This is a genomic window from Sphingopyxis sp. YR583, from assembly GCF_900108295.1.
Classification (GTDB): Bacteria; Pseudomonadota; Alphaproteobacteria; order Sphingomonadales; family Sphingomonadaceae; genus Sphingopyxis.
The window spans coordinates 1,384,017-1,395,863 of record NZ_FNWK01000001.1; the positions used below are offsets into that span (position 1 = coordinate 1,384,017).

An 11,847-nucleotide genomic window follows, 5' to 3' on the forward strand; every position below is an offset into this window, starting at 1 on the left:
CGTCGATACGAGACGTCCGTTGGTCTGGAAAAGGCGCCGAATCCCTTTCCCGAATTCGGCGCGCTCATTTCAAACGCAGCGACGGCTTCCTTGTCAGCCCACGCGGCCGCGCTGCTTCGGCCGCGGATCGGTCCATTTGAAGGCCGAGTCGGCGACCGCCACGTTGAACTTCTGGTTGCTGAGGTCGATTCGTGTGCGGTTGTTCTGTGAATCGAGCGCCACCCAACCGCGCAAGCGAAGCCCGCCGGGCGCCGCGCCGTCGCGCACGAACACCATGGTGATCGTGCCATATTCGGGGCGCTTCGGATCCTTGACCTCGACGCTCAGCACGTCGCCGTTTCCGGTGGGAAGAACCTTCGCATATTTCGTCAGGTCGCGATCGGGGTCGAGCAGCGCGCCGAGCGGCGAATTCTTCACCGGCCAACGCTGAACCTGACGCACTTCATAGTCGATCATCGTCAAAGAACTGCCGTCGCCGACGATCAGCAGCGGGACGCCCTTTTGATACTGAAAGCGGATCTTGCCCGGGCGCTTCAGGGTGAGCTGGCCGGTCAGCCGCTGGCCGTTGCGGTCGGTCTGCACGAACTCCGCGGTCATGGAACTTGTCGACTTCAAGTGCGACTGCACCGATGCCAGTGCATTCGACGACTGGGCGATCGCCGGTACCACGAGGGCGAGGCCGGCAGCGGCCAACGGCGCGAGCGTGCAGACGGCGAGGCGGATCATATTCGTCTTCAGGATCATCAGTCTCTCGTTTTCAAACAGGGCGGCCGGTCATCGCAGCCCGGCATTGAACCCGCGCTGAACCTGTCGTCAGGCGTTGTTCAAGTCGCGAAGCGCGCAATGGTTCCTCAACGTTGCTGGCCATATTGGTCTGTCAGCACGTCGCGGCGGCCGACATGGTTGGGGGGGCTGACCAGCCCTTCATCCTCCATCCGCTCGATCAGGCGCGCTGCGCTGTTGTAGCCGATGCGGAGTTGCCGCTGGAGCCAGCTGGTCGACGCCTTCTGGCTTTCGACAACGATCTGGCACGCCTTGGCATACATGCGGTCCTCGGCGCTGTCCCCGCCTGCCGGAGCGCCTTCCATCGCGAAGCCGCCATCCTCGGGATCCTCGGTGACGCTCTCGATATAGTCGGGCCGCCCCTGCCCCTTCCAGTGATCGGCGACCGCGCGCACTTCATCATCGGAGACGAAGGGCCCGTGAATACGCGTGATCTGCTTGCCTCCCGGAACATAGAGCATGTCGCCCTTGCCCAGCAGCTGCTCGGCGCCCGCTTCGCCAAGGATCGTCCGGCTGTCGATTTTCGACGTGACGTTGAAACTGATGCGCGTCGGCAGGTTCGCCTTGATGACGCCGGTGATGACGTCGACCGACGGACGCTGCGTCGCGAGGATCAGGTGGATACCCGCCGCGCGCGCCTTTTGTGCGAGCCGCTGGATCAGGAATTCGACTTCCTTGCCCGCGGTCATCATCAAATCGGCGAGTTCGTCGACCACGACAACGATCTGCGGCAGCGGCGCATAATCGAGCGTCTCTTCCTCATAGACCGGCTGGCCGGTGTCGGGGTCATAGCCGGTCTGGACGCGGCGCCCGAGCGACTTGCCCTTGGCGAGCGCGCCGCGCACCTTGTCATTGTAGGAGGCGAGGTTGCGGACCGATAGCGACGACATCATCCGGTAGCGGTCCTCCATCTGCTCGACCGCCCATTTGAGCGCACGGATCGCCTTCTTGGGCTCAGTCACCACGGGGGCGAGCAGATGCGGAATATCGTCATAGACGCTGAGTTCCAGCATCTTGGGATCGATCATGATCATCTTCACCTGATCGGGACCGAGGCGATAGAGCAGCGACAGGATCATCGCGTTGAGCCCGACCGACTTACCCGAACCCGTCGTACCCGCGATCAGCAGATGCGGCATCGGCGCCAGGTCGGCGATCACCGCATCGCCGCTGATATTCTTGCCGAGGATGATCGGCAGTGCACCGGTCTGGTCCTGAAACAGCGCGCTGCCGATGATCTCGTGCAGCACGACCGACTCGCGGTGCGCATTGGGCAGTTCGATGCCGATCACGGTGCGACCCGGAATCGGCGCGATACGCGCCGACAGCGCCGACATGTTGCGCGCGATGTCGTCGGCGAGGTTCGACACCCGGCTGGCCTTCGTACCCGGCGCGGGCTCGAGTTCGTACATGGTCACGACGGGGCCGGGGCGAACCGCGGTGACGACACCCTTGACCTGGAAATCCTCAAGCACTGATTCGAGCAGGCGCGCGTTGCGTTCCAGCCCCGCCTTGTCGATTTGTCCGGTCGGTCCCGGCGGGGGCGGCGCGAGCAGGTCGATCGACGGCAACTGATAATTGGTGAACAGCTCGGTCTGTGGTTTCGCCTTGGGCTTCGAGGGAGCGGTGCGTTCGGCGGGATCGGCGATTTCGGGCGGCGCGCGGTCGATGGGTTCGGCGACGGCACGCGGGCGCACGACACGCTCCATCAGGTTCGGGGTCTTCGCTTCTTCGCTCGATACGCGAACGGGCTCGACGACGCGGCTCCCCTCGGCCGCCGGCAGCTTGAAGCGCGAGGCCCAACCCTTGTTCAGCCGCAGCGCGCGCCATGCGAGCCACAGTCCAAGCCCGATGAGCAGCAAGATGGTTGCAAACCGGATCAGCGCCGCTGCCGGTTCGCCCGCCTGCGCGAACAGCGGGGTGATCGCTCCGCCCAACAGCAACGCGATGATCCCGCCCCAGCCCGCGGGCATCGGGGCGTTCGTCGCCGGCGCCCAGAGTTCGGCGCCGAGACCGACGAGCAGGATGCCAATGAAGCTGTATGCTAGCTGGCGCGGCCAGTAAGGCTGCTCTTCGCCGAGCCACAGCCGCCAGGCGATGATCCCGAGCAGCGGCAGCAGCAGCGCGAAGCCGACTCCGCCGATCGATAGGCCAAGGTCGGCGAACCACGCCCCGGCGCTGCCCATCCAGTTGGCGGCGGTGCCGTGCGCGGCGGTGTTCAGCGCCGCATCGGTGCTGTCATAAGTGGCCAGCGCGAGCGCGAGAAACAGCGTGAAGAGCCCGAGCGCCACCGCCGCGGCGATCACGAGCGATCGCGCGATACTCTGGCGGAAAACGGTGCGCCAATCGGCCTTTACGGGTGCGGCCTTGCGGCTAGCCATGCTCTTATCCGGTCCCTGTCGTTTAACCACGGCGATATGCGCATGGGGCGGACTCGCCGTCAAGCGCGGCCCCCGGCCTGCCCACAGCCTTTCCAACCGCTCCGCCGCACGCTAGGGCGAAGGCATGAGTGAAACGCTGCGTAGCGATGTCCTGATTTCGGGTGGCGGTCTGGTGGGTCAGACGCTCGCCCTCGCCCTTGCCCATCATGGCCTGTCGGTCCAGATCGTCGATCCTGCCGACCCGGTGGCGACGATCGCGCCCGGATTCGACGGCCGCGCATCGGCAATCGCCAGCGCGACCTGGCAGATGTTCGAGGTGCTGGGTATCGCCGACCGCCTTGGCGGGCATGGCTGCCCGATCCGTGCCATCAAGGTCGGCGATGGTGCGCCCGACAGCGGCCGCGGCGGCGAACTCAATTTTATCACCGCCGATGAGGATCCCCCGCTCGGCACAATGATCGAAAACCGTCAGCTTCGCCTTGCGCTCGCCGCCGGATTGGCCGACGCGCCGCTGGTCAGGCTGCTTATGCCTGCGGCGGTCGTGACGCGCGAGATCGACGCACATGGTGCCGTGCTGACGCTCGCCGACGGGACACGGCTCGCCGCGCCGCTGTTGATCGTCGCCGAAGGGCGCCGCTCGCCGACGCGCGATGCCGCAGGATTCAGCATCGCGAACTGGTCTTACCATCATCATGCGATGATCGGTGCGGTCGCGCACGAAAAGCCGCACGGCAATGTCGCCCACGAAATCTTCTACCCATCGGGGCCGTTCGCGCTGCTGCCGCTCGTCGACGATCCGCAGGGGCGGCACCGTTCGGCCTTTGTCTGGACGGTATCCGAAAGGGACGGACCAGGCTTCGCGAAACTCGGCGAGCGCGGCTTCATTGCCGAACTGCAGAAGCGCGCTGGGGGTGTTCTCGGTGCGATGGAACTGGTCGCGCCGCGCATGACCTATCCGCTCGGCTTTCATCACAGCGCATCGATCGTCGCCGACCGTATCGCACTGGTCGGCGATGCTGCGCACGGCATCCACCCGATCGCGGGCCAGGGACTCAACCTCGGCCTGCGCGATGTCGCGGCACTGACCGAAGTGCTCGTTGAGGGCGCGCGGCTCGGGCTTGACCTTGGCGATGCCGCGCTGCTTGCGCGATATCAGCGCTGGCGCGGGCTCGACAATATGATGGTCAGCCTCGCGACCGACGGACTTACCCGCCTGTTCGGCATTCCCGGCCGTACCGCCGCCGCGGTGCGCCGCACCGGGCTTGGCGCGGTCCAGCGGATGCCGATGCTCAAGCGCTTCTTCATGGACGAAGCACGCGGTGAGGCCGGCGACCTGCCGCGCCTGCTCGCGGGCGCTGAAATCTAGGTATTACCACTTAGAGCGTCGGCAGCCCGCCGCTAAGCATGAAGTCCTATCCCCGTCGTTGCGGCAACCATGCCGCAGACGATCGGGGGCGGACCATGTCGACAAAAAGCAACGCACTTGAAACAGCGGTGACCGACTATATCGGGGCGCTGACCGCACTCGACGCGGCGCCCGGTGCACGGACGCGCGCGCAGGCCGATCGCAGCTTCGCCCGGCTTTCGACGCTCGCGGCGCCGCGTATCCGCTATTTCACGCGCAACTATGGGTTGACCGACGTCGCCGAGGACGCAGCACAGGTCTGCGCGATCGCGCTGCATCGAGCCGCCGAACGATATGATCCGGCCCGGGCGCGCTTTACTACCTATGTGAACTGGCAGTTTCGCGCCGAATTGCAGGCACTCAGGCACCGGTTGCACGGCGACCAGCGGTGTGCCGGGCGGCGGCAAGTCACTGCAACGCTGTCGTTCGACGCGTTGGAGGAAGAGGGCGCCGATGCCTGGCTGGTCGATCCGGCCGCCCAGGATGCGACCGAACAGGGCGCCGCCGACAATCTCGCCGAGCGCCTTGCCGATCGTCTGGTCGAGGATTGGGCATGCCGTCGACGCGCGAAACTGGGCCGTTCGCGTGGCGAAGAAAGCCGTATGGAAACCCGGCTTGCAACCGAAAAGCAGCTTGTCCGTCACCATCTGATGGTGCGCGACGCTGCGGAACGCCTACGCGAAAGCGACCGCCATATCGTGCGGCGCGCGCTCGCGGACATCGTGCACCACGCGCCGATCCGCAAATTTCACTGAGCTGCTACTGGAGCGTGGCGCGACCATCGTCGCCGTCGAAACGGCCGAAAAACTGCATCAGCTGGACGACAAGTTCGGCGCGCGCATCGATCGGCGAGGCTTCGAGCAGCGCCTGTTTTGCGGCGGCATCGAACGGCGCGACCTGCGCGATGCCGTTGACCAGCGTGGCGTCGTCGAGCTGTCCGACCGAATCCCAATCGACGACATAGCCCTGCCGCGCCGCGAAGCGCTTGGCCTCACGCTCAAGGCGCGCGCGCTCGATGCTCGCCAGCACCGCATCGTCTTCAGCCTCGAGCTCGATCTCGGCCTCCACCTGCCGGAACGGCGTCGTGACGTCGAGTTCGCGGCGGACGCGAAAGCGCGCAACGCCTTCGAGGACGAGGTTGAAGCGCCCCTCGTCGAGCGCCTCGACATCGACGATGCGGCCGACGCAACCGACATCGTAGAGCGCGGGCGGTTCGCGGTCCTCTTCGCCGGGCAGCTGCCGCGGCTGGATCATCCCTATCTGCCGGTCGCGCGCCAATACCTCTTGCACCATCGCTGAATAGCGCGGCTCGAAGATATGGAGCGGCAGGTGAAGCCGGGGAAACAGCACCGCACCGGTGAGCGGAAAGATCGCGATCCGCTGAATGGTCAAAGGCGCAGTATCGGCCATGGTTGCTCTAACCGAACAGAATCAGCGACAGGCGTCGGCGCTGCGCCGCGACCCAGGCGTCTTCGAGACCAACGGCTTCGAACAGCGAGAGCAGCTTGGCCCGCGCGGCGCCTTCGTTCCATTCGCGGTCGGCCGCGACGATGTGGAGCAGATTGTCGGTAGCCGCATCGCGCAGGCCCGCGCCGATCTGTGCGCTCGCAAGATCGAAACGCGCCTGATGATCGTCCGGGTTCGCGGCGACGGCGGCTTCGAATGCCGTAAGCTCACCGGCGTCGGGCGCATCGGCGGCAAGCGCCAGCGCGCTTTTAGCCTGCACGACGGACGGGTCGTCGGCGATTTCGGCGGGAACCGTGGCGAGCGCGGCCTGAGCGCCCTCGACATCGCCTGCGAGCAGCATCGCGCGGATCAACCCTCCGTGCGCCGCGGGGTTATCGGGAGCCATTTCGAGGATCTGTGCAAAGATGCTCGCCGCGCGCGGACCATCGCCTTCGGCAAGGACGGTGTCCCCCATTTCGATGAGCGGGGCGATCTCGACCGCGCGCGCGGTCGCCTCGCTCTGGATGGGGAGCTGCGCGAGGAGCTGGTCGAGAATTGTCTTCAATTGGCTTTCGGTGCGCGCGTTGGTCAGATTGGCAACCGGCTGCCCCTGAAAGATCGCATAGACGGTCGGAATCGACTGGACCTGGAACTGACCCGCGATGAAGCGATTCGCATCGACGTCGACCTTGACCAACACGACGCCCTTGTCGGCATAATCGGCGGCGACCTTTTCGAGCACCGGACCCAATTGTTTGCAGGGGCCGCACCATTCGGCCCAGAAATCGAGAATCACGAGGCTGGTCATCGACGGTTCGACGACGTCGCGGCGGAAAGCTTCGACGGCTTCCTTTTCAGAGGGGTTCAGACCAAGCGTGGCCACGGGGAAAGCTCCTTGTTATCGATATGCCCACTTATGTGGGAATTTCGGGCAATATGCCAACCCTTCGGAGAAAATGCACAATCAGGGGTTGCCGAGTCAAAAAGCCGGTGCTAATCGCCCGCCTCACCCGCTGGAACCGACCGGTTTCCAGCCGCCAGAGCGGGCGTAGCTCAGGGGTAGAGCACAACCTTGCCAAGGTTGGGGTCGAGGGTTCGAATCCCTTCGCCCGCTCCAGTTTTCCAGCTTATTTTCAGTGACTTGGAAGGCCATTGCTGGCCTCGGCACTGGTTGCTGAATGCGAATTCGCGCCACTGGTAAACACCTGGCAACCACGGAAATTCGTGTGATGGGTGCGGATCGGCGTTGAAAAGGCCACTGCAGCTTCATTCAGCCATACATGTGTCTAGCCTCAGGGACGCCAGCATTTGCCATCCACTTTGAGGGCGTGCGCCTTATAAAGCTGTTGGCGCAACCGTTTTGACCAGCGTCAGCGATTGTCTTGCCGATCAGGCAAGTCCGGTTGCGCCGTCTGCCTTTTTGCTCTTGTCACAGCCGCTCTCATCTTCCCGGCTCGACTCCAAATTGCGAACCGCCGATTTTCTATGCCCGCGCGTGCGTAGGCGTTCAAAAGTGTTCCGAAGCGCCGGGCGAAGAGCAGCGGCGTGGGAGAAAGATCGTCTTCACGGATGATCTGTGCGGTGACATAGCCATGCTGCTTGTGGAGACGCCGAAGACAGTCAAGCAAATCGTCGTCGCTGAACCGGCTGAGAAGTTCGGCCCATCGCGTGGGCGAGCTTCGGATCGGCTTCCCTTTGCTTTTGGCCTTCAGTCTTTCATGTCCGAGCCGTTGCAGTTCGGTCCGTCCATAAGGCAAACCCGCAAGCCTGTAGGCTTCGGTCAGCTTCCCGAAATGCAGTTGGATCACGCTGACGCTGGGCACCGACGGATCGTCGTTAATCACATGCTCATTCACATAGCCGACGCGATCGTGAAGTCGGCGTAACCGGGCGAGGATGTCATCCTTGGTCAAAGGCGGGCGGCCGCCCCGCTGGCGTACCCAACCTTCCGGTTGGTAGCCGACCAACTCGTAAACCCGGTGGATAGAGCCGAACTGCCTCCGCAGAACGGTGGTACTCTGAGTATAGGGACATTTGTCGATCAGCTTCCCGGTGAGATATCCCTTGGACCGCAGCAGGCGGGCTACAGCGGCCAAATTCTCTTCAGGGGAAACGCCATGCCGCCGAATTTTAAGACGCCGCGCTGCGCTGTCGAATTGGACGCGGCTGACAATCGGGTCGGTCACTTTCGTTTTGATCAGGGCTTCGGGCGGGTTTTTCCGTGACTTGGATTTTAGCCTCTGGGTGCGGCGGTTGAACACGTAAATCCCGAGGGCCAGTTCGTCGGACAATATACGGCGTACAATGTTCTCGCTCCAAGTCGGGCGATCGCCCGCCGGAATCTGCAGTTCGTTAAGATGCTTTGCGATCTGCCGCAGGCTCATTCGGTCCCGCGTGTACCAGGTGAAGATGTCGCGAATGACCTTCACCTCCGCATCGGACCCCCGGACATAGACGACTCGCTGGTTGTTGAGCGCCTTGCTCTCGCCGCGCTTCAATATCTGGATCGGCCAGTCATGCTCGTCGACGAGCATACGTTCGAAGCCGAACCGCCGAGGTCCGCCGACCTTGTGCCCGATCTTCGCTTGTAGAAGCTGGGCGTGAAGCACTTTTCCCGAAAGCTCGCGGCTGAACTCCGCAGCCTGCAGGCGCTTGATCTGTTTCAGAAGTGCCATGACGGGCGTGCCGTCATTCTCGAACAGCTCTGCGCAATAGATGACGGGAGCGCCGGCCTCGAAGCAGATGAACTCATAATGCCCTGCCTGATCGAGGTTCTGGAAGCGCCCCCAACGGCTCACGTCGAGAACGAGTACCCGTTCGAAGATACGCTCGGGTTTTATCACATCAGACAAGAGGGCCTGAAGTCCGGGGCGCTCGCGTAATGTCAACCCGCTCTCGCCCGGATCGGTGTAGGTTTTGACGACATTCAGCCCATGTTGCGCGGCATAGGCTGAAATCGCGCGCGCCTGATTGCGGATCGAGTAGCGCTGGTGGTCCTTCGACATTCGAAGATATTGCGCGACGGGCACGAGATATTGCTCCGAACTCTCGGACATTGAAATCCCCCTCCATTTGGTCGTCTTGGAAAAGTCGTTCGGGCAGCGGAAAACAGTCATCCACCACCCCCAGCAGATATCGATCGTTCGGAGCTGGAAAGAGGAGGCTTCAATGTCTGCCCCAACCTTTTCCAGTCCTGCCGCGCGTCGCGACTATGTTCTTCAGCTTCGCGGTGAGGGCGTGACCTTTAAGGGTATCGCCGAAAGATTGGGGATATCGCCATCGCGGGCGCGCGAGCTTTATCTGAAGGCGGAGCGAATTCGGCTGAAAATGCCGCCCTTGCCCATTGCCGAACTCGGTATGACGAGCCCCGTATCGAGGCTGCCCCTCAAATGCCGGACCATCAACAATCTTCGCTGCGCGCGCTTCGCAACGCTTGGCCAGATATTGGCGATCGGGCGCGCTGAAATGATCCATCGCTATATGGATCTAAGCGGTGACCGGGCCGGGCTGGATGAGATCCTCGCGCTACTCGATAATTTACAAGGCGGCGGGAAAGCCGCGGCGGACGTGAAATCGAACGCCGCGGAAGGCGGTTCGGCCGTCAGTTGATCGGGTCCGGCCGCGCCGACAAACGCGCACGGTTCACGACCATCCGGTCATGGAGCCGCGTTATGATTCGGCTTCCCGTCTTCTCGAACAGCGACGGAATGAGTGCGTGTATGAAGCAGGCGATTGTTCCGGCCAGCATCGCCGCCGCGAATGAAAGCGCGTGGAAGAAGTGGGCGCCGTAGCTCTCGCCGACCGAGGCCGGATGTGCGGTGAAAATGCGACGGATCATTCGGCCCTCCTTGTAGGGAGCGGTATAGATCGTGTGCTGAGGAAAAGGCTTTCAAAGATTCTGTCGTTCGATCAAAATGCGATGACAATCTGCTTTGAAAGGCCATGTGTGGAGAAAATTTCAATCGACCATATCGATCGCAAGATCCTTGGCGAGCTGCAGCGCGATGCTTCGCGCTCGCTCGCGGATGTCGCAACAGCGGTCGGTCTGTCGTCGAGCCCGTGCTGGAAGCGGATACGGCGGCTGGAAGATGCGAACTATATCCGGGAGAGAGTCGCCATTCTCGATCGCGACCTTCTCGATCTTGGCGTTACCGTTTTCGTGGCGGTGAAGACGAGCCAGCATCAGGATAGCTGGCTTACCGATTTCGCTGCGGCCATCTCCGCGATCCCCGAGGTCGTCGAATTCTACCGGATGAGCGGAGAGGTGGACTATCTGCTCAAGGTGGTCTGCAAGGACATCGCCGACTATGACCGCATCTATAAGCGGCTGATAAAGAGCAACTCGATCTTCGACGTCAGCTCCTCTTTCGCGATGGAGCAGATCAAATGCACGACACATTTGCCGCTCTAGATCGCGCATATCATCCCCGGTTCGGGGGACTAGGCAATTGGGCCTGCCTGTGGAAGTTGCGGTCGGCCGTGTCCCAAACGTCTGGTGACGGATAGCGCGCCGAAGAGGAAAACCATGTCGACGCCTATATTCCCGTCTCCGACCGAGCGCCGCGACCATGTTCTCGAACTGCGCGGGCAGGGACTCACTTACAGGGAGATCGGCGACAGGCTTGGCGTGACTGCCTCGCGGGCGCGGCAGCTCTATTTTCAGGCCGAGCGGCTTCGGGAAGATATACCTCTCCTGCCTGTCGGAGAGTTGAGCCTGGCAAGTCCGGTGTCCCGGCTACCGATCAGCCGGCGGGCGCGAAAAGCGCTGGAGATGGCCGGGATCAGAACGCTCGGCGATGTCGCTGGCAAGGATCGGCGAGCGTTCGAGGTTGAGTTTCTGAGCGTTCCGAATGGCAGTCGCCGGACCTTGGACGAGATCTTCGCGCTGCTCGACGAGCATCGGCAGGGCCCGGGCTGAAGCGCGACCGGGTTCAGCCTGGCATCGTAGCCGTGTCGGCTACGTCAGGCGCATGCGGTGCCACTTGCCTTTGGCGAGTCGGTCGCGGACCTTGCGGGCATAGTCTTCGGGAGACAGAGGGCTGCGGCGGCGGTGGCGGCGATCGTTACAATAGGTGCAGGCAGCGACGATGTTATCGGGCGTGTCGGTGCCGCCGTCCTGCCGTGCGACCAGATGCTCGGCTGTGACCTTCAGATGCTGGGCCTGCTTGAGGGTGATCCCATATCGGGCGGCGACCGCGGCCGGGTCGTCGTTCCACATCGGTTGGCGGCAATAATGGCAGCGCCAATCTTGCTTTGCGGCGGCTTCATTACGAAGGGTCGATAGATTGCACATGATCTCGCTCTGACAATGAGGTCAAAGCGGATGCGCAGCGGCCCTTCCGGTTGCCGCCCCTCGATTGGAAGCCTTTGGCTCGCGCTGGACGAGGTTAAACTCCTCACCCCGCAGTCCGTCAGCGGCCAGTCTCGGCTCCTCCTGGATGCCGAGGGCGCGGGATAGCCTCCTGGCATATCCGCCGGTGCTGATGCAGCCGGCCCGCCTGCGAATATTATCTGGTCATTCCTTGATCGACAAGCGGGCCGCGGGTGATGCTTGGTCTCACGGTGGGACAATGTCTGTTCGGTAGCATGAGGGGAACGCTTTCCCCTGAGGTCCAGCCCCATGGTTCCCATGGGGCTCGACCTACCCCTTCTTGCGGGGACACCCCGCAACACCCTTTCGATGCCGCCGCGCCCCGCGCGGCGGCGTGTTCGCGGGGCCTTCCGACAGTCGCGTTGCTGGCCGGCGCTCCCCTCTGGGCGCGGCCCGGCGGGCTGCAAGCCGGCTTTGCCGGCTCCTCCGCTTCGCTGCGGCCTTCGGTTCCGCCCGCCTCG

General features: G+C 63.2%; 12 protein-coding genes and 1 tRNA gene. 6 read left to right on the forward strand and 7 right to left on the reverse strand.

Annotation, left to right across the window (positions count from 1 at the left end; translation table 11 throughout):
• Positions 1–93: 93 nt before the first annotated feature.
• Positions 94–744: a LolA family protein gene (locus BLW56_RS06340; RefSeq protein ID WP_371262207.1), complete on the reverse strand. Its 651-nt coding sequence runs from the start codon at positions 742–744 to the stop codon at positions 94–96.
• A gap of 107 nt (positions 745–851) precedes the next feature.
• Positions 852–3,164: an FtsK/SpoIIIE family DNA translocase gene (locus BLW56_RS06345; RefSeq protein ID WP_093509749.1), complete on the reverse strand. Its 2,313-nt coding sequence runs from the start codon at positions 3,162–3,164 to the stop codon at positions 852–854.
• A gap of 124 nt (positions 3,165–3,288) precedes the next feature.
• Between BLW56_RS06345 and BLW56_RS06350 the strand changes: the two genes are divergently transcribed.
• Both BLW56_RS06350 and BLW56_RS06355 read left to right on the forward strand, forming a co-directional pair.
• Complete coding sequence (locus tag BLW56_RS06350; protein WP_093509750.1) at positions 3,289–4,530, forward strand: FAD-dependent monooxygenase; 1,242 nt, start codon at positions 3,289–3,291, stop codon at positions 4,528–4,530.
• Between the two features lie 128 nt (positions 4,531–4,658).
• Complete coding sequence (locus BLW56_RS06355; RefSeq protein ID WP_256203323.1) at positions 4,659–5,324, forward strand: sigma factor; 666 nt, start codon at positions 4,659–4,661, stop codon at positions 5,322–5,324.
• 4 nt (positions 5,325–5,328) lie between these two features.
• On the opposite strand, the gene BLW56_RS06360 is transcribed toward BLW56_RS06355, so the two are convergent.
• Both BLW56_RS06360 and BLW56_RS06365 read right to left on the reverse strand, forming a co-directional pair.
• Complete coding sequence (locus tag BLW56_RS06360; RefSeq protein WP_093509751.1) at positions 5,329–5,979, reverse strand: LON peptidase substrate-binding domain-containing protein; 651 nt, start codon at positions 5,977–5,979, stop codon at positions 5,329–5,331.
• 7 nt (positions 5,980–5,986) lie between these two features.
• Positions 5,987–6,898, reverse strand: coding sequence for a tetratricopeptide repeat protein (locus BLW56_RS06365; RefSeq protein ID WP_093509752.1), 912 nt, complete (start codon positions 6,896–6,898; stop codon positions 5,987–5,989).
• 159 nt (positions 6,899–7,057) lie between these two features.
• Here BLW56_RS06365 and BLW56_RS06370 point away from each other — a divergent pair.
• Positions 7,058–7,132, forward strand: a tRNA-Gly gene (locus BLW56_RS06370).
• A gap of 253 nt (positions 7,133–7,385) precedes the next feature.
• Here the strand turns inward: BLW56_RS06370 and BLW56_RS06375 are convergent.
• Positions 7,386–9,071, reverse strand: a complete 1,686-nt coding sequence (locus tag BLW56_RS06375) for a recombinase family protein (RefSeq protein WP_177175852.1) — start codon at positions 9,069–9,071, stop codon at positions 7,386–7,388.
• A gap of 16 nt (positions 9,072–9,087) precedes the next feature.
• Here BLW56_RS06375 and BLW56_RS06380 point away from each other — a divergent pair, with 16 nt between their 5' ends.
• Positions 9,088–9,624 (forward strand): hypothetical protein, encoded by a 537-nt coding sequence (locus tag BLW56_RS06380; protein ID WP_177175853.1) that lies wholly within the window; start codon positions 9,088–9,090, stop codon positions 9,622–9,624.
• Here BLW56_RS06380 and BLW56_RS06385 read toward each other — a convergent pair.
• Entirely contained in the window at positions 9,617–9,853 is a 237-nt protein-coding gene (locus BLW56_RS06385; protein ID WP_093509755.1) for a DUF6356 family protein, read from the reverse strand. The two genes, BLW56_RS06380 and BLW56_RS06385, sit on opposite strands and share 8 nt — an antisense overlap.
• Positions 9,854–9,961: 108 nt before the next feature.
• On the opposite strand from BLW56_RS06385, the gene BLW56_RS06390 reads away from it, so the two are divergent.
• The gene (locus BLW56_RS06390; RefSeq protein ID WP_305809695.1) at positions 9,962–10,426 is read left to right on the forward strand and encodes an Lrp/AsnC family transcriptional regulator; all 465 of its coding nucleotides are present in this window, start codon (positions 9,962–9,964) and stop codon (positions 10,424–10,426) included.
• Positions 10,427–10,510: 84 nt separating this feature from the next.
• A complete protein-coding gene (locus BLW56_RS06395; RefSeq protein WP_093509757.1) occupies positions 10,511–10,933 on the forward strand; it encodes a sigma factor-like helix-turn-helix DNA-binding protein in 423 nt (140 codons plus the stop codon).
• Positions 10,934–10,972: 39 nt separating this feature from the next.
• On the opposite strand, the gene BLW56_RS06400 is transcribed toward BLW56_RS06395, so the two are convergent.
• Entirely contained in the window at positions 10,973–11,233 is a 261-nt protein-coding gene (locus BLW56_RS06400; protein ID WP_218140493.1) for an HNH endonuclease signature motif containing protein, read from the reverse strand.
• Positions 11,234–11,847: the final 614 nt, after the last annotated feature.